This is a genomic window from Sulfobacillus thermosulfidooxidans DSM 9293 (assembly GCF_900176145.1).
In the GTDB taxonomy this organism is placed as follows: domain Bacteria; phylum Bacillota; class Sulfobacillia; order Sulfobacillales; family Sulfobacillaceae; genus Sulfobacillus; species Sulfobacillus thermosulfidooxidans.
Map to the genome: position 1 here is coordinate 579,266 of NZ_FWWY01000001.1, position 19,331 is coordinate 598,596.

Genomic DNA, 19,331 nt, shown 5'->3' on the forward strand with positions numbered 1-19,331 from the left:
TATTATGCATCATTTATTCACTGAAGGGATGTGATGAACGGTCATGCCGATCTCTAAATCTTCTCATGCGCCCGACTGGCAAAGTACCGTTCAAATGCTTTGGGAGATTTTGCACCAAGTCGTCCACGAGGAAGAAAGTACTCCGGTCGTCCAAAAGGCTCAGGAATCGTACGTATTTGCTGATCGCTTACGCATCGAGCAGGTTCCCTACCATTTACGAGGAAATATTGATGCGCAAAGTGATTCTCATGCGTTAGAACTATTAGATCACACAATTCGGCTACTTACAGAACAGATCCGGTTACAAAACTTAACCGAAGATCTGCATCGGATTAACTTAGTTGAAAAGGGAAGACGGTCTCCCATTCGACCCTTGCGAGGTTCCATTCGCGAATTAGCGGACGTGGTCAATCGCGAGCAAGCCAGCCGATATCCTGAACGCGTCGAAGGCCGGCTAGTTCTCACATCACATCCAACAGAAAGCACCCGGCGCACAATTCTCCAACACCTGCGCAAAATCGCAGATTTACTCGAACAGCCGGAGTTTGATGCATCTGATCCGAAGTGGCATCATCATCTCAAGGAACTATTGCGCGTCTTGTGGCGGACACCCAATCAACGGGTAGCGCGCCCCACCGTCATGGATGAGGTTGAACTCGGTCTTTATTACATTCGCCAGTCGCTATTCCAAGCCTTACCCGCGGTTTATGATGATTTAGACGCGGCGTTAGGCCACCATACTCCAGTGTCCTGGGCGATTGATTCATGGATTGGCGGGGACCGGGATGGCCATCCGTTCGTCGACGTTGCTGTCACACAAAAAACATTACAACGCCATCAAGAAGTCGCTATCCAGCTATACTTACAGTCCCTGGATGAATTGGAACGCACCTTAACCGCCGAGCCTCGATATATTCATCATCTTGACTTGTTGGAACGCTGGCTCACAGCCCAAGGTCGTCTCTTTTTGGATCGCGCCGAAGATTTGAGGCAGCATTACCCACAAGAACCCTTGCGTCAAATGATTGGTCTCATTGCAGAAAAACTGAAGGTGACCTTGACCCACCGTTTAGGCGGATATGTCTCGACCGAGAGTTTTCTTCAAGATGTCCGTCAATTAGCCGCTCATTGGGATCCCGACCCCCTAAGGTGGCCCCGTGAACTCCGGATTTTACTCCGTCAAATCGAGATTTTTGGATTACATTTAGCGGCTTTGGATATCCGACAACATAGCCGGGTACATACACAAGCCATGGCAGACATTTTGGGTGCGCAATATTGGGACTGGACAGATGACGAGCGAATTGAAGCCATTCACAATGCGTGGGTCAATCATCCTCCCTTTGTCCCCCAAAGTCCCGTAACCCAAGATTTAAAGGATGTTCTCGATTTGATGGCCCATTACCAGCGCGTTTCTGGCCAAGATGGTATCCGCAACTACCTTGTCAGTATGGCTCACCGCGCCAGCGATCTCTTGGCCGTGCTATTTCTTATTCACATCACAGACCCCCAGGTCTCTGTCAATATAATTCCGGTGGTTGAGACCTTAGATGACCTGCAACATGCGCGGGCGATGATGGACAAGGTTAATCATGATACCTTGTGGCAAGAGCATATTGCTAGGCGCAATGGATACCAAGAGGTGATGCTAGGATACTCGGATAGCACTAAAGATGCCGGGAGCTTGACCGCGTCGTGGGCAATCTTTCGCGCCCAATTGGATCTTACGGAATGGGCTCAAGAACAGCAATTACGGATGGGATTTTTTCACGGGCGCGGAGGAGCGCTTGGTCGGGGCGGAGGGCCGACGTCCTACGCTATTACGGGACAGCCCAGTGCCAGTGTCAAAAGCTTTCTACGCATTACCCAGCAAGGAGAAGTATTATCCCAAAAATTTTTGTTACCCAAGATTGCGTACCGAAGTCTTGAACTCATGATGGTGTCTCATGCCCGTGCGGTGATGTTCCCAAGCCCTGATCCGGATGAGGACACGCGAAGGGATATGGACGCTTTAGCTGAGATTGCCTTCCAACATTATCGCCAATTGATTAATCATCCTGATTTTTGGGAGTACTTTTTGGCTGTCACTCCCATACGCGAAATGAGCGCTCTCAACTGGGGATCACGCCCATCATGGCGCGAACAATTCCGCTGGGAAGATTTACGGGCCATCCCCTGGGTCTTCTCGTGGACCCAGAATCGGATGTTATTACCCGGGTGGTATGGTGCGGGTCATGCCCTAGATACATTTCTTAAAAATGGCAAAACTCATCTTTTGCAAGAGTGGTACCAAACCTGGCCATTTTGGACAACGAGCATGCACAATTTGGAGCTGGCTTTGGTGAAATCGGATATGCACGTGGCTATCGCATACCATGACCTCGTGCCAAGAGAGCTCACCGCTCAATTTTGGCCCCTTATCCAAGATGACTATAACCGGTTACATGACGCCTTATTAACCATTACCGGTCATTCCCAGCTTCTAGACGACCAGCCCCGGCTTCAAGAAGTAATTCAGTGGCGAAACCCTCATGTGGATCCATTAAACTATCTTCAAATTGAACTGTTAGCGCGCTACCGAGAAAAAAATGACGATATCCTTCTTCCTCTCATCGCTAAAACGATGGAAGGCATCGCATTAGGCATGCGCAACACCGGATAATCAAATGGGCGAACGGGCATCGCCCGTTCGCATCCCCGGTGGCTTGTCTTAAATGTAAGCTGCCACAACGCCACAGATAGATCCTCACAAGGAACTTGCTAAAAAACCGGTTTCTCTATCAAGGAAAACCGAACGCTGCTGGATAATGTATTCTTTAGGTTGTTGACAGATAACCGACCTGGGTGACGCCTTGAATTCTGATAAGGCATGACGTTAAAGATTTCCAACTAGAGCAGCGAAATGGACGTGAATCAAACAAGCCTAATGTCCTCTTAACGGGTTTTCCCCAAAGACGTCATGTTCGGATATTTTTTCAAATCCGGTCGTTAAAATGTTGGCTGTAATACCTAAGGGTGGCCCGGTATGGATCTAGACCTTTAAAAGCCGGTTCATTGACAATGAGCGTCCATAATAAGCGAAAAGCGCTGCCCCGGTCATCGTCATTCCATAGCGTTAAGGCATAGAAGAGATCAAGGGCCACATCATGGGGAAATTCTTGTCGTGCCCTTTCTAACCATAGGCGCGCATCATAAATTTGGCCATTAAGTCGTAAATCATTGGCCAAAGCAATGATAATGCGCCGTTTCAAGACTTTCGGTGGGTCATGTTCAAGAGCTTGATGATAGAGCCCCATCGCGTCTTTCACCCTATTCAGTTCATCCAAAATCATACCCATTTCCAGTTCCAAGTACGGATTGTCGGGCTCTTGTTCCATCCATTGGGCCAGTTGTTCTCGAGCCTCTTCGAACTTGCCATGATTTTTTAAGTGACGAATTAACGTCAAATCTGGTTCCGTTGGCATCAGGCGTCCTCATTTCACAATTTATGGTAAACTCTATGATCTTCACTATATCACGGTTCCAAATCCGATGTATCCTCTGGCAGTCTTTGAAGCCAGGATTGGTCGAAGATAGTTCTCGTGGTATGCTGAATGCCAAGGGTCCACATGGTACCCCCAAAAGATTGGGATGACCAAAATGTGCTCTTCTCCCTATTCCGAGGTGATGACGTCAATAACCCCGCCGTAAACGGCGAGGCTTGGTAAAGCCTCAGATTGACTAGCCTCAGTGCTTTGGGCACTCCGTTGGGATCGTCACGACACCTTGGGATACGCGTCCTAGTTCCAAGCCCTGTCGTCCGTGGTTAAAAGTCTTGTGGGGTAGAGACGGTGCTGCGGGCACGACAAGCGGTTCCAACATTGGCGAAGGACAACGCACTCCGAAAGGAGATAGACGTGATGCTCGTCTATGTATTAAACCAATACGGTAAACCCCTGATGCCTTGCGCTCCCCGAAAGGCTCGCCTGCTTCTTAAAGCCGGAAAAGCCCAGGTAGTACGCCGGACACCGTTTACAATCCAATTGCTCTACGGGAGTTCTGGATATCAGCAAGCCGTTTCTTTAGGTGTAGATGCTGGTACGATGTATATCGGTCTTTCCGCTACTACAGAAAAAAAGGTGCTGTTTGAGGCGGAAGTGATGCTTCGCACGGATATTCAAGAATTGCTTTCTACCCGGCGTGAGTTCCGCCGGGCAAGAAGACACCGCAAAACCCGGTATCGTAAACCCCGATTCTTGAATCGCCAGAAACCGGAGAGGTGGCTGGCTCCTTCCGTACAGAACAAAGTCGATACCCATGCCAAGGTCATTCAGAGGGTGTTAAGCATCCTGCCCATTACCAACATCACCGTTGAAGTCGCCCAATTCGATATTCAGAAGATCAAAAACCCTGATATTGCCGGGACTGAATATCAACAGGGCGAACAAATGGGATTCTGGAACGTGCGGGAGTATGTGTTGTTTCGGGATAAACATACCTGCCAGCACTGCAAAGGCAAGTCAGGAGACAAGATCTTAAATGTCCACCACATCGAAAGCCGCAAGACGGGTGGGGATGCTCCTGGCAATTTGATTACTCTCTGCGATGCTTGCCACGTGAAAATCCACCGAGAAGGCCTTACTCATCTCTTTCAGAGGCAACAAAAGTCCTTCCGAGATGCCAGCCAAATGACGGTCATGCGGTGGTTTATCTATCGGGGTATCCAAAAAGTGTTCCCTCATGCCGAGGTGACCTATGGGTACATTACCAAGAACACCCGTATCCAAAACGGTTTAGAGAAAAGCCATCTAGTCGATGCCAGGTGCATCAGCGGGAATCCCACGGCAACGTCTTTGGCGGGCACATACCTCATCAAACAGGTACGGGGGCAAAATCGGCAACTCCACAAAGCTACGATTCTCAAAGGCGGAGTGCGTAAAGCGAACAAATCTCCGAGCTTCGTTTTTGGTTTCCAGTTGTTCGATAAGGTGCGGTACAATGGGCAAGAGTGCTTTGTCTTTGGTAGGCGTTTGCGTGGTGCGTTCGATCTGCGGTTACTTGACGGAACAAAGATAACTTCTGGAGCCAGCCATAACAAACTGACTTTGCTTGAACGTGCCTCAACCTTGTTAATTCAGCTTGAGAAAGGAGGAAAGGCGGCTTCCTCTCCGGCCTAAACGCCGGAGTCCCCGCCACCGATCTGGATGGATTTCGATTTAGGAGTGGTTTTTCACGTCAACGACGCCTCTTCTCAAAAGCAGCGCGCCGCTTTAAAAAATATTTCTAATTTGCTAGCCGAAATGCCCGAGATTCCCGTAGAATTAGTCGTCCAAGGTGACGCCATTAATTTGGTTGTTTCGAACGAGACGACACTCGCCCAAGAACTCGCTGCCTTGCAACAACAAGGCGTTGTGATTGCCGTCTGTCACAATACAATGAAAGCCAAGGGTGTCACAGAAGCCGAATTGTTACCGGGAATGACAATCGTTCCTTCGGCCGTCGGCGAATTGGTGCGCCGGCAACGCCAAGGATTAGCGTATATTAAACCCTAAACCCAATCCGTTGAAACACCCCAAAATCTAGTAAACCCCTTGGAGACCGTGGTTCTTCTCCAGGGGTTTGATTATCTATCGGCAAAATCATCCGATTGGGTCTTCTCATCACATGAACTGCATAGGATATAGCAAAAGCTTCACCTGTTAGCGCGATGGAGATCAATCAATCCTGCCAACTTTATCACTGAAGGAGGACAAGGTTATGACGTGGAAAGAAGCGCTCCAAGAAGCCGTAGAAGAACGCGATCTCGCCGAACATGCATTTATCCATGCCTCCACCGAGTACTGTGATTACCACATCTACCGGCTTCAGGCCGCCGAAGAAAAAGTGCGCTTAGTTATACGTCAAGCTCGCGCCGCCATGGGTTATGAGACCAACAAGCTTAGTGCACCTGTGGTACCACAACTCCGTGCACAGTCCGAAGCTCATTTTAGCGGTTACGACCGGATGACCGAAGACGAATAACCACGGCGCTGGGCATCTCGAACCTTAGACTGCATTTCTTCCGCCCACAATTCCAGCATGAGCAAGGAATAAATTTGGCGAGCTGTGGTACCGTGGCCAGGCCCCATATCCGCCAACAACCGGTGTACTTCGGAAATATTTAGCCATTCTTGTGTCAAAGCCGAATCGCTTGTAAGGGTATCCCAAGCAATATCATGCAGGGGTCCAGCTAAAAGATCCGTAAGCGGTGTCGGAAAACCTTGTTTCGGTCTGCGCACAATTTCAGGTGGCAAGACCCGTTTTGCCACTTCCCGTAAGACCCTCTTGTCTTCTTTTCCCGATCGGCGCAGTGCTAAGGGCAAACGCAGAGCTAAATCGACCACTTCGTGATCACAAAATGGCACCCGGATTTCCAGATTATAGTGCATGCCAATCCTATCCGCTTTGAGAAGCACATCATCTGGCAAGAACCATTGCACATCAAACCCTTGCATGGCCTGTAATTCGGGAAGATTGGCATGAGTCATCCAATATTCGGCGACAGCCCCTGGTCTATCCGGTTGAACCCATTCGGGCTTCAAAATGCGCCGTTGTTCTTCCGAATTGAAGGTGAAACCGACACCACGATATCGTTCGCTTATCGGTACGGCCGCACGTCGAAAAGCGTTAGACCCCGGCCAATTTTGCTGGATCCACAGATTCCTCGCCCATGTGGGCACTTTTCGCAGCCAGGAGAGGCTGTGAACCTCGCCATATCCCGCATATCCAGCGAAAATTTCATCCGCGCCTTCGCCTGAGATCATCACGGTTTCTTGCTCCGCAGCGGCTTTAGCCACCCCGTCAAGCGGCAACACGGTTGGATCAGCCATCGGTTCATCTAAAACGTAAGCGAGTTCCCGAACGCGCTCGGGAGTAATGGTTAAATCCACATCAACCCGGTGCAGCTCAATGCCGTAGGTTTTGGCAACCTTTTCGGCCCATGCAAATTCGTCGTACCCCGGGTATTTCGCAGGAAATGTGGCCGACCATGCGGCCAAAGGTCGCTCCAGGGTTCCCGCAGCAATAGCTGTCAATACACTCGAATCTAATCCCCCAGACAAAAACACCCCTAATGGGACATCGGAAGCTAAATGACCGCGCACGACATCGACCAACAAGCCGTGCAGGCGATCGGCCCAATAAGTCATTTGCATGGTGGAATCGGGCTCGGTAATTGATGGCTGCCAATATAACCAGCGTTGTCGACGGCCATCGGCATGAATGACCATCACTTCGCCTGGTCTTAATTTGGTCACGTTTTTCACTAAAGTGTGAGGTGCCGGAACAAAACGGTGTGCGAGATAACTGGACAACATCTTCGGATCCACGTCAAAGCGAAAGCCGTTCAAGTTCATAAAGGACTTCAATTCCGAAGAAAAGGCCAGCATCTCGCCATTTTCGTACAGGTATAAAGGCTTTTGACCGACGCGGTCCCGGGCAAGAATGAGACGGTGAGTTTTCCGGTCCCAAAGGGCGATAGCATACATGCCCGAAAGTCGGTCCAAAAAGTTCATGCCAAATTCTTCATATAAGTGGACGAGCACTTCTCCATCCGCTTGACTATTCAGGTGATGGCCCATGGACTCCACTAATATTTTCAAATCAGGGTAATTGTAAAGTTCCCCATTATAGACTGCTACGACTTTGCCGTCTTCTGAATAATAGGGCTGTTTGCCATGGAGAACGTCGATTACAGCGAGCCGACGCATACCAAAACCCATGTTGCGATCGGTAAAGCGCCCCTCATCATCAGGGCCGCGGTGTATCATCGCATTTAACATGCCTGTCAAGTCGCTGGCTTGTACCGGGCGTTCTCGATGCCATATCCCTGCTATTCCGCAGATTGCAACCACCTCATTTCCAAGTTGCGTCGATTATACGTCACCGACACCAAAAGCCGGTGAATCTATTGTGAGAGATTCTCATCTACTCTCATTACCGGTCGTTTAAATCAATACTTCCCTATGATACCCAACTTCCGGAGGATTGGAAAGTTGACACGGTTCGCGTTATCTGCTATAAGTCTTCAGCATTTGACATCCTTCAGCATGTTATAGAAAGAAAACGGATAGATAAAAAAGACCGCCTGAGGCGGTCTTTTTGAGGCTAATCCAAGTAGTCTTTAAGCTTTTTGCTCCGAGTGGGATGGCGCAATTTCCTCAAGGCTTTGGCTTCGATTTGACGAATCCGCTCTCGCGTCACCCCGAAAACCTGACCCACTTCTTCCAAGGTACGTGCCCGTCCGTCATTGAGGCCAAAACGTAGACGCAAAACCTTTTCCTCACGGTTGGTTAACGTGTCTAAAACCTCTTCCAACTGTTCTTTCAACAGTTGGTAGCCAGCAGCCTCCGCGGGAGCGGGAGCATCCTCGTCCTCGATGAAGTCGCCCAAATGAGAATCCTCTTCTTCTCCAATAGGCGTTTCGAGTGATACCGGCTCTTGGGCAACTTTCAAAATTTCCCGCACCCGTTCTTCCGTAATGCCCATCTCTTTGGCAATTTCTTCTGGCGTCGGATCACGCCCTAATTCCTGTAACAATTGACGTTGGACACGAATCAGTTTATTTATCGTTTCCACCATATGCACAGGAATTCGGATAGTCCGAGCCTGATCAGCAATGGCTCGGGTAATAGCTTGCCGTATCCACCACGTCGCATACGTACTGAACTTATATCCCTTACGATAATCAAATTTCTCGACCGCTTTAATGAGTCCTAGATTGCCCTCTTGAATCAGATCTAAGAACAGCATCCCACGACCGACATACCGTTTGGCGATGGAGACAACAAGTCGTAAGTTGGCTTCAGCCAATTTACGTTTAGCTTCCTCATCTCCCTGTTCAATACGTTTCGCTAATTCCACTTCTTCTTCGGCTGTTAACAAGGGCACACGACCAATTTCCTTCAAATACATTCTGACCGGATCATCAATGGCCACCCCATCCGGTACACTTAAATCCCGACCAATATCTTCTGTCTCTTCAACATCAACTTCGTCAGGCTCTGGCTCTTGTTCATCCGCTACCTGTTCTCCAACCAATTCAATTCCTAACTCGCCAAACATTTCATATATGCTGTCAATCTGGTCGGGAGGAAGGTCAACAGACTGCAGAGTGTCCACAATTTCACCATAAGACAACTTACCCCGCTCTTGACCACGGCGAATCAGGGATTTGACCTCATCAATTTGCCCCACAGATTTCTTTCCCTGAGCCATGTTATCCCTCCTTTCCTATGCGAACAGCATCCCATGGCGCAGATGTTCTGGTCATCTGATCCTGAGCCAAGCGGCTCTGCAACGCCTGAATTTCCCGTATCAATTCAGGCGAATCCTCGCCTTGTTTTAGCCGCGCAATGAGTGATTTCCATCGAGTATTATCCCGTTGCCGCACAATGGCCTGCATAACATCTTCAAACACACGCGGCCCTCCATCGGGACCATCATACGCAAGGGCCTCCAAAACGAGGCGACGGACCTGCGTTTCCATCCTGTCAATCTGACTCGTTAACTCTGCCAGGGGTTTACCCTGTTCCAGGTTATCTAAAACTGGAGTCAGATCATGTTCCAAAATCCATTCTGGCAAGGTTTCCCGTACCTTTCCCACATATTCTGGATGCCGAACTAATAAGGCCAGTAAATAGACATCATACGATGGTCTTTTGACCTTTGAAACGATTCTCTCCATATTATGCCTATTTTTCGGCGATATATGCCCATTTCCTTGCTTCAACCCAAAACTCTGTGCTAAAATACTTTGATCAACTTGCAGTTTTCTCGCCATCAGTTCGAGATAGCCTGCTTTCTCAATGGGGTTGCTCAAAGCATTCCAAAAAGGTTTTAGCCCTTCCACTAACTCGGCCTTTGCTCGGGCTGACTGTCTAGGTGAGTCGGCCAGACGTTCTTCTAATATCGCCTCAAAATAGGGTATGCGACGTTCCACACTTTCGGCTAGAGCTGACAAACCCTTTTCCCTTAAAAATTCATCCGGATCTTTCCCGCTAGTCAACGTGACTCGATTCACCTGGACGCCTTCCTCCGAAAGAATCATAAAAGCCCGTCTCATAGCCTCTTGCCCGGCTTGATCCCGGTCATACAGCAAGTCCACTTCCTTGCTATAACGCGCTAACGCCCGCGCATGTTCTTTGCTCAAAGCCGTTCCCAAACTCGCCACAGCCTGTCCTAATCCAGCCTCGTGACACGCTATGACATCGAAATATCCCTCAACCAATAAGGGCCGCCGACCTTGACGCCAAAATTTCCGTGCCAAATGTTCTCCATAGAGTACCGTACTTTTATGAAATAACGGCGTATCAGGTGAATTAAGATATTTCGGTTCCTGATCGGGCTCAATTGAACGGCCCCCAAAGGCAATAAGTTGACCCCGGTGATTCCAAATAGGAAACATGATACGATGACGCCACCGATCATAAATGCCTTGATTTTCCTGTCGGGAGACAGCAACCCCCGCTTCGAGCATTTCGGCATCGGTAATACCATGTTTCGATAAGAACTGTGTGAGAGCATTCCATGACTTGGGAGCATAGCCCAATTCAAATCGTTTTCGCGCCGCTTCACTGACTTGACGAGATGCCAAATATCCTAAAAAGATCTCAGCATATTGATTAGCGCTGATTTGAAAAAATTCCTGAGTCCACTCCATCACGGCCTGTAGTCGACTAAAGTGGCGTGTCACTTCCGTGTTCTCAGACTTTTGAGGTCGCGGTATGCCCACTTCGGTAGCAAGCATGTCCACTGCCTCATTAAAACTTAAGCCATCATGCTCCATCAAAAATGTGTAGACAGTGCCTCCCGTGTGACAGCCGAAACAATAAAATAATTGCTGCTGGGGATCCACACTAAACGACGGCGTTTTTTCCTGATGAAACGGACACAATCCCCAAAAATTTTTGCCTTTCTGCTTTAGACTGACATAACGTCCGATGACGTCAACAATATCAGCAGCATCTCTCACTGCGTTGACCCAGGCCTCGTATGTGGAATCAAGCATCAGGAATCACTCCAGTCCATGAGGAAAAATTCGCCGCCAATGCAAATATTCCTGCTTATTTTTTCGCAATGACGAGAAATGAAGAAAAAAAATCCCCAGCCACACGGACGGGTTCGTAAATGATCATTATTCACAATCATTATATTTACCATTATTATAGCACAGGATGCAAGAGTTTCTTGCATCCTGTGCCTATCTATCGTCGTCTAAACTCCGATTAATTAGGGTGACGCAAATTGGCTTGCGCTGCTGCCAAACGTGCAATCGGCACACGATATGGTGAAGCACTCACATAATTGAGACCGGCCAGATGGCAAAATTCGATGGACGACGGATCGCCGCCGTGTTCTCCACAAATCCCCACTTTGAGATCCGGTCGCGTCTCGCGGCCATCAGCCACAGCAATCTTAATGAGCCGCCCCACACCCTCCCGGTCTAACACCATGAAGGGATTGTCCGGCAGAATTTTTTCCGCGAGATAATGGGGCAAGAACTTGCTCTCGGCATCATCCCGGCTAAAGCCAAAGGTGGTTTGCGTTAAGTCATTGGTTCCAAACGAGAAGAACTCAGCCTCTTCCGCAATGCTGCCCGCAGTTAACGCGGCACGGGGAATTTCAATCATGGTGCCAATCTTGTACGGCAGAGCGATGTTTTCGGCTTCTTGGGTCCGGGCATTCACGTCCGCAATCAATTCTTTCATCTTGGTAAATTCAGCTAAGGTCCCGACCAAGGGAATCATGACTTCCACTACGGGGTGATACCCCTCGTGAAGCAGTTGAGCCTGGGCTTGGAAAATCGCTTGGGCCTGCATCGCGTAAATTTCGGGATACACGATTCCCAGACGTACGCCACGAAAACCGAGCATCGGGTTAAATTCAAAGAGAGTCCTGGCTCGCCGCAAGATGGCTTCTAATCGCACGACATCATCCGTACGCTGCTCTTGGCGGGCTAGTGCCAGTTCTTTTTCCGTGTCCGGGATGTTCGGCAAAAATTCATGCAGTGGCGGGTCGAGCAAACGAATGGTGACAGGGTACCCGTCCATTGCCTTGAGAATCCCGTAGAAGTCGCTTTGTTGCATCGGCAGTAACTCGTTCAACGCTTTTTGACGCTCTTCGAGTGTCTCCGCCAAAATCATTTTTTGCATGACCGGCAAGCGGTCCTGTCCCATAAACATGTGTTCAGTTCGGCACAATCCTACCCCTTGGGCACCGAAATCCCGGGCAATCTGTGCATCTTCTGGTGTATCGGCATTGGCTTCAACGCCTAAGCGCTTCATGTCATCGGCCCACTGTAGTAGCGTCGTAAAATCTTCTGACAAGCCCGGGTCCACGGTGGGAACGACTCCCAATACTACCCGGCCTGTCCCTCCATCAATGGTAATGACATCATTGTGTGACACCTTAACGTCGCCGACGTAAAAGACCTCTTCCTCGAGATTAATTCGTACCGCCTCACAGCCCGTTACCGCAGGTTTTCCCATGCCCCGGGCCACAATGGCCGCATGGGAGGTCATACCGCCCCGGCTAGTCAAAACGCCTTGGGCCGCGACAATTCCGTGAATATCATCTGGCGTGGTTTCAGGGCGCACTAATATCACGGCTTCCCCTTGGTTGCCTCGTGCTTCAGCTTCATCCGCGTTAAAGACCACTTTACCGGAGGCAGCACCTGGTGAAGCGGGTAATCCTTGTGCGAGGACATCCAATTTAGCAGAGGGATCAATTTGCCGGTATAACAACCGCGCCACTTGATCGGGGTCTTGCCGTAAAATGGCTTCTTCCCGGGTAATAATCCCTTCCCGTACCAAGTCCACGGCAATTTTTACCGCAGCCCGAGCCGTGCGTTTTCCGGTGCGTGTCTGCAATAAGTAGAGTTTTTCACGTTCCACGGTAAATTCGATGTCTTGCATGTCCCGGTAGTGTTTTTCAAGCAAGGCACAAACCTCGGTAATTTCTTGAAATGTCTTGGGCATTTCTTGTGCCATTTCTTGAATCGGTTTCGGAGTGCGAATACCGGCGACCACGTCTTCCCCTTGGGCATTCGTCAGATATTCCCCGTACATACCGGGTTCTCCCGTATTCGGATTTCGAGTAAATAACACGCCCGTCGCCGATGTCGGACCCATATTCCCGAAGACCATAGACTGAACGTTGACAGCCGTTCCGAGCGTCTCAGGAATTTTGTTTAACCGCCGGTACACAATGGCACGCGGGTTTTTCCACGAGTCGAAAACCGCCTTAATGGCCATCTCGAGCTGTTCGTGGGCATTTTCTGGAAATTCGCGACCAGTAACCTCACGCACCAAGTCTTTATAACGTGCGATCAGGATTTCGAGATAGGATTCGCTCAAATCCGGATCCAGCGTGACCCCTGCTTCATCTTTGACCTCTTGCAGGATGTGCTCAAACCGGTGATGTTCCATATGCATGACCACATTGCCAAACATTTGAATAAACCGGCGGTAACTATCGAGTGCAAACCGGCGATTTTGCGTTAACCGTGCCAACCCTTCGGTTGTCTGAGTATTGAGACCTAAGTTCAGCACAGTATCCATCATGCCGGGCATGGATATGGGAGCTCCTGACCGAACCGAAACCAAAAGGGGTTTTTCGGGATCCCCCAGTGTTCGGGATAATTTCTGTTCCAACAACCGCAGGTTCTCCCAAACCTCATCCATCATGCCGTCAGGAAACTGGCCTAACTCCTGGTAAAGATTACATGCCTCTGTCGTAATCGTAAACCCGGGAGGGACCGGCAATCCTATGTAACTCATTTCTGCTAGGCCGGCGCCCTTTCCTCCCAATAAGTCACGCTGATTGGCCCGTCCTTGTTCGAACGGAAACACATACCGAGACATTTCTAGTGGTGTCCTCCTTGTCTGATCTCTAATACTCTTGTCGCCGTTTCTTCAACGGCATGATTACTAACATCAACCACCGGGCATTTTAACCGATTGAAGATGTCCCACGCATAGTCTAATTCTGCCACAATTCGTTCCATTGTGGCATATTGTGCTGACGATCCTAATCCTAAAGATTTTAGTCGTTGCCGTCTAATGCTCATTAATAACTCGGCGTCAATGACTAAACCGATACTTTTATTTCGTCCCTCTTGAAACACCTCTTGCGGAACTGGGACTTCGGGGACCAGCGGCACATTGGCAACTTTCAGGCGATGATTAGCCAAATATAAGCTGACGGGAGTTTTGCTGGTGCGAGAAACACCTAACAAGACAATATCGGCCTCGCGGATGCCCCGAGGATCTTTGCCGTCATCATATTTCACCGCAAATTCGATAGCTTCGACCCGGTCAAAGTATTCGCGATCAAGCCGGTGCGAAAGACCAGGAACCAGCTGTGGCTTCAATTCCAGCGTGTCCTCCAAGGCCTGAATGACGGGTCCCATGACATCGACGGTGCGAATCCCAAGTTCTTGGGCACGCTGTTTTAAATACGCGCTTAAATCAGGACGCACAATCGTATAAATTACGATGGCTGTCTCGCCGGCTGCCCGTTCCAAAACAGCATCGATACCACGACAATCCGACACATTGGATAGCCGTTCAATACGAATTTCCGCTTGTTCGAACTGAATGGCCGCCCCGTGCGCAACGCGTTCAGCCGTTTCGCCCAAAGAGTCGGAGACGATATAGATTCTTCCACGATGGGCCATATGTTTCCTCCTAAACCGAAATTTGCCTCAGGTCGAAGAATCGATTATAAGCTTCCCGGGCGTACGCCAACAGTGATGCCCGACGCATCCTTACGGCAGGATCTGGATCATTGATCAACACGGCATTAAACAAGGCGTCCACAGCATTAGACAAGGCTTGAATGGCAATCCACCATTCATCCATAGACCCGCCATGATTTAACACATTTTGGGTCGCCTCCCATACTGTTTGTTCAATGGGCAATTCCCATTCAGGCATCATTTCAGGCACATGGGCATCTTTAATGACCCGGTCAATACGCTTAAAAGCCAAAGCCACGGTCTCCCAATTGGGATCGTGAATAATTTTGGTCAGGAAATCTAATCTGGCCTGGTAGGTATACCAGGGCAAAGATACCGATAAAATCGCGTGAGCCCTCTGTTCGGGGATATGATGAACCTCATCTAAATAATGTTCTAATCGCGCCATGACCAAGTCATATGATTCATCCACGGCCGTCTTGTCCACCGCTAATACTTGCCCTGCCAAAGCAAATAACTCATAGGCCGGATATTGCCAAATGGCAGATTCCGCTAAAATTCGCCCAATAGCCAAGGCCGCCCGGCGTAAGCCAAAAGGATCTTCCGAACCCGTCGGTTTTAATCCATGGGCCGCGCCCTCCAAAACCGTATCCAGGCGATCTAACAAGACAAGGATTTGACCCATAGGCGACTGAGGAATATGGTCTCCTTGAAAACCCGGGTGATATTGTTCCCCAATGGCGGTGGCGACATCGTCCGCTAAACCTTCATGACGGGCATAAATTTCCCCCATAATGCCTTGCAGCTCAGGAAATTCTTGCACGACTTGTGTTAACAAATCGGCCTTATATAACTCGATGACCGTCTTAAAATGTTCTTGTTGTGTGTTATTCAAAGGCCATCGATCCCGGGTGGCTTCAAATAGGGCGTGGACTCTTTGGATCTTATCACCGTAAGTTCCCAATTTGGCATGGAAGATGACCCGATCCAGTTGGGGACGGTGCTCACTCAAAGGATGATGAAGATCCGCCCGGTAAAAATATAAGGCATCGGAAAGACGGGCCCGTAAGACTTTTTCGTTTCCGTGGCGTACCGAATCCAAGTCATTGCCAATTCCATTGCGAACCCCAACAAAATAAGGCAACAACGTACCCTGTTCGCTCCAAACGGGGAAATACCGTTGATGAACACGCATCGATGTCACCACGATCGGCGCAGGAACCTCTAGAAAGGCTTCATCAAAGTGGCCAAGAAAGGGTGTGGGCCATTCCACAAGCTCCGTCACCTCTTCCAGCAGGTCTTCATCCCGATCAATGTGTCCCCTGACACTGTCAGCGAGGTCATTGGCTTCATTTTCAATCACTTGTTTACGCCGGTCGGCATCTAACATGACGAGGCCCCGTGCCAGGGCTTGTTCATAGGAGGCAATACTGTGAATCGCCAACGCCCCGGGATGGTCGGTGCGGTTTCCATAGGTTTTCGGTTCCCCTATCACGCCCGCAATGGTGACGGGCACAAAGGTGTCATCTATCCATAAACTACACCATCTAACCGGACGGATAAAGCGGTAGTCATCACTTCCCCAGCGCATACTACGCGGCAAAGGAATCCGGGAAAAAGCTTTTTCAACAGCTGGGGCCAACAAGTCTTCCAATGGCCGAATAGGTTGGTCAATGTCCACACAGACATAGACTTTATCGCCCTCTGTCATCGTTTCAACCTCACCAGGCGACACACCCACTCGCCGGCAAAATCCTAACAAGGCTGGTGTAGGCATATTGTCCTTATAGGCGCTAGCTAAAAGAGGTCCGCGAATTCTTTCACGTAAAGGATCTTGTTCTTTGCGTGCCTGGGCCATGACAACTAAGCGCCTTGGCGTCGCCAGAGCCTTCACATTGCGTACAACAATCCGCTGTGCTTCTAATTCTTCGACAATTAGGTTACCAAAATTGGTGACAAGGTCTCGCAAATATTGGCTGGGAATTTCTTCAACTCCCACTTCCACTAAAACCTGGCGCATATCTGGAGAAATGTCGTAATCAATCATGACAAGGCCTCCTCCTTTGCTGCCGGGTTTTGGATCTGGTCTAAATATTTTTGGGCGGCGATGCGCGCTAAGGCTCGCATACGTCCGAGATAGGCTTGCCGTTCTGTCACCGAAATGGCTCCTAGAGCATCTAACGTATTGAAAACGTGGGAACATTTGATTAAATATTCGTATCCGGGCCTGACTAATCCTTGTTCTAACAGCCGTTTAGCTTCGGACTCATATAAGTCGAACAATTGAAATAAGACCGGGGCCGAAGCGTATTCAAAACTATAGGACGCTTGTTCCCATTCTGCCCGGCGAAATAAGCTGTCGTAACTGACACCTGGTGCCCATTCAATCGACCAAATTTCATCCACACCAACCAGATAACTCACCAGGCGTTCTAACCCATAGGTTAATTCGGCAGAAACTGGTCGGCATTCTTGTCCACCCATTTGCTGAAAATAAGTAAATTGACTAATTTCCATGCCGTCAAGCCAGACTTCCCATCCTAGTCCCCAGGCCCCAAGACTCGGTGCTTCCCAATTGTCTTCGACAAAACGAATATCGTGTTGCCGTCGGTCTAAGCCTAAATGCTCCAAACTCCCAAGATAAAGCTCAATGACGTCATCCGGAGCTGGCTTGAGTAATACCTGAAATTGATGATGTTGGTACAGGCGATTGGGATTCTCCCCATAGCGCCCATCGACCGGACGTCTGGATGGCTGAACGTAGGCCACTCGCCAGGGATCTGGTCCTAGCGCACGAAAAAATGTTAACGGGCTCATCGTTCCTGCCCCCATTTCCACATCATAGGGCTCAGCAATCATGCAGCCATGATCTTTCCAATAAGTTTTCAGGGCCATCACAATATCTTGTAGGGTCAAAGTGGCTTATTCCTCTCTTTCTCTACCATATTCTCGACTTCACGCACGAATTGCAAAGAGCGTGGCATCCGGCCAATATGACTCTCGACATATCGGCCAAAAAGAGCAAATAACTGCTCAGCAATGAGTCCCTTGGCATCATAATTCCCAATTTTGCTGACGTCCAGTGTCATCCACTGCTGCCAGGTACGCAGTGTCCCAAAAGAAATTTCCATTCCAAAATGTCCATAATGGTTATTCTCCCTATGCGAGGCAGGGCTATGTTCATGGCAATACAACACATCATTCTCCCAATCCACCACGACAGTGGGGGGAACAGGCGGCTTATGGCAAATCTCGCAGGTATCCCATTTCGGCGTATATCCCGCCAACTTGAGCAAGTGCCAACTTGCAGTCAAGGCAATGCTTAAAGAGCCTGGAGCCACGCCAAGCCGCTCCCACGCGGCAATAAGCCACGGCACAACGGCGGGATTCGCGTCGCGTTCTTGAAACATTTCATCGACGAAGTCGGCTAAAAACATGGCCCAGCTTAACTTATCTAAATCTTTTTGCAAACTGGGGAAACCATCCACCAAGTCGACAGCGGTTAACGTGTCTAAATTAGAACGCCCATGATAAATTTGACACACGGCATAGGACAAAGGATAAATCCCGGCCAAGCGACTTTTCGGTCGCCTGGCCCCTTTCGCCACCGCGCCAATTTTTCCCGATTTGATGCCAAATAGGGTTAAAAGCAAATCGGCTTCACGGTAAGGCCTAGATTTTAAGATTAACATGTGGTCTTGATACTGCGCCATATCATGACTCCACTTTGGGATAACCAAAACGAGTCAACCATGCGTCCTGATCCCGCCAGTGGCCTCGGACTTTCACCCACAGGTCTAAGTATACCTGTTTATTGTAATATTCTTCCAAGTCTTTCCGGGCAAGTTGCCCAATTTGTTTCAACATCTGCCCATGGTTGCCAATAATGATGGCTTTCTGACTGTCTCGTTCGACATAAATTGCAGCGCGAATATACATCAGATGATCGGACCGAGGTTGTCTTTCTTCAATGGTCACCGCCACAGAATGCGGGACTTCATCGCGTGTTTGTTCCAAAATCTTTTCACGAATGACTTCCGAAACATAAAAGTCTTCAGTTTGATCGGTGACCATATCTTCGGGAAAATAAGGCATCCCTTCCGGCAGTAATTCCCACAATGTATCCATCAGCGGTTGTAATCCTGATTCTAACTGGGCAGACACAACGAAATGATGGCGGTACGGCGCCAACGCCAAGTAGGGATCCAATCGGCCCGTTGTGTTGGCGACAAGATCGCTCTTATTTCCAATGAGGACCGCCATTTGTCCCGATTGCCGAATCGTTCGTGCAATCTGAAGATCTTCATCCCGTGGGGGCTTGGAAATATCCACCACATGAGCGATAATGTCCACTTCCTTGAGCGCCCGCATCACGGTAGCGACCATGCGTTCATCCAATTTATGCTTCGGGCGCAGAACCCCTGGAGTATCGACAAACACGATTTGCCCCTGAGGATCGTGCAAAACCCCTTGAATGCGGTTGCGAGTCGTCTGGGGTTTGGGGGTGGTAATAGCGATTTTTCGACCCAACAGCGCATTAAGTAAGGTCGATTTGCCTACATTGGGACGTCCCACCAGCGCCACAAATCCTGATTTATATGCCATACTTTCGCTC

The 19,331-nt window shown here is 49.3% G+C and carries 14 protein-coding genes; 4 read left to right on the forward strand and 10 right to left on the reverse strand.

Features of this window, described 5'->3' with window-relative positions:
• Positions 1-43 precede the first annotated feature (43 nt).
• Entirely contained in the window at positions 44-2,662 is a 2,619-nt protein-coding gene (locus B8987_RS03045; protein ID WP_020376477.1) for a phosphoenolpyruvate carboxylase, read from the forward strand.
• A 313-nt stretch (positions 2,663-2,975) separates the two neighbouring features.
• Here the strand turns inward: B8987_RS03045 and B8987_RS03050 are convergent, their stop codons facing one another.
• Complete coding sequence (locus tag B8987_RS03050) at positions 2,976-3,464, reverse strand: tetratricopeptide repeat protein (protein WP_020376478.1); 489 nt, start codon at positions 3,462-3,464, stop codon at positions 2,976-2,978.
• A gap of 435 nt (positions 3,465-3,899) precedes the next feature.
• Between B8987_RS03050 and iscB the strand changes: the two genes are divergently transcribed.
• The 3 genes from iscB (at position 3,900) to B8987_RS03065 (ending at position 6,000) form a co-directional block, all read left to right on the forward strand.
• Positions 3,900-5,156: an RNA-guided endonuclease IscB gene (iscB, locus tag B8987_RS03055; RefSeq protein ID WP_020376479.1), complete on the forward strand. Its 1,257-nt coding sequence runs from the start codon at positions 3,900-3,902 to the stop codon at positions 5,154-5,156.
• A 45-nt stretch (positions 5,157-5,201) separates the two neighbouring features.
• Entirely contained in the window at positions 5,202-5,531 is a 330-nt protein-coding gene (locus tag B8987_RS03060) for a DsrE family protein (protein WP_242823816.1), read from the forward strand.
• A 205-nt stretch (positions 5,532-5,736) separates the two neighbouring features.
• On the forward strand, positions 5,737-6,000 hold the full coding sequence (locus B8987_RS03065) for a hypothetical protein (protein WP_020376481.1): 264 nt from the start codon (positions 5,737-5,739) through the stop codon (positions 5,998-6,000).
• Here the strand turns inward: B8987_RS03065 and asnB are convergent.
• From asnB to era, 9 genes are all read right to left on the reverse strand, one after another.
• Positions 5,973-7,871, reverse strand: a complete 1,899-nt coding sequence (gene asnB, locus B8987_RS03070; protein ID WP_081503451.1) for an asparagine synthase (glutamine-hydrolyzing) — start codon at positions 7,869-7,871, stop codon at positions 5,973-5,975. The two genes, B8987_RS03065 and asnB, sit on opposite strands and share 28 nt — an antisense overlap.
• A 253-nt stretch (positions 7,872-8,124) precedes the next feature.
• Positions 8,125-9,234 (reverse strand): RNA polymerase sigma factor RpoD, encoded by a 1,110-nt coding sequence (gene rpoD / locus B8987_RS03075; RefSeq protein ID WP_020376483.1) that lies wholly within the window; start codon positions 9,232-9,234, stop codon positions 8,125-8,127.
• A 1-nt stretch (position 9,235) separates the two neighbouring features.
• On the reverse strand, positions 9,236-11,026 hold the full coding sequence (gene dnaG / locus B8987_RS03080) for a DNA primase (protein WP_020376484.1): 1,791 nt from the start codon (positions 11,024-11,026) through the stop codon (positions 9,236-9,238).
• Positions 11,027-11,243: 217 nt separating this feature from the next.
• Complete coding sequence (gene ppdK / locus B8987_RS03085) at positions 11,244-13,880, reverse strand: pyruvate, phosphate dikinase (protein WP_020376485.1); 2,637 nt, start codon at positions 13,878-13,880, stop codon at positions 11,244-11,246.
• A 2-nt stretch (positions 13,881-13,882) separates the two neighbouring features.
• Entirely contained in the window at positions 13,883-14,695 is an 813-nt protein-coding gene (locus B8987_RS03090) for a pyruvate, water dikinase regulatory protein (protein ID WP_020376486.1), read from the reverse strand.
• A gap of 10 nt (positions 14,696-14,705) precedes the next feature.
• Complete coding sequence (gene glyS, locus B8987_RS03095; protein WP_020376487.1) at positions 14,706-16,763, reverse strand: glycine--tRNA ligase subunit beta; 2,058 nt, start codon at positions 16,761-16,763, stop codon at positions 14,706-14,708.
• Entirely contained in the window at positions 16,760-17,632 is an 873-nt protein-coding gene (glyQ, locus tag B8987_RS03100; protein WP_020376488.1) for a glycine--tRNA ligase subunit alpha, read from the reverse strand. Before glyQ ends, glyS begins: the two co-directional genes overlap by 4 nt.
• Entirely contained in the window at positions 17,629-18,429 is an 801-nt protein-coding gene (gene recO / locus B8987_RS03105; RefSeq protein WP_020376489.1) for a DNA repair protein RecO, read from the reverse strand. Before recO ends, glyQ begins: the two co-directional genes overlap by 4 nt.
• Position 18,430: 1 nt before the next feature.
• On the reverse strand, positions 18,431-19,321 hold the full coding sequence (gene era, locus B8987_RS03110; RefSeq protein ID WP_020376490.1) for a GTPase Era: 891 nt from the start codon (positions 19,319-19,321) through the stop codon (positions 18,431-18,433).
• Between the last annotated feature and the right edge of the window lie 10 nt (positions 19,322-19,331).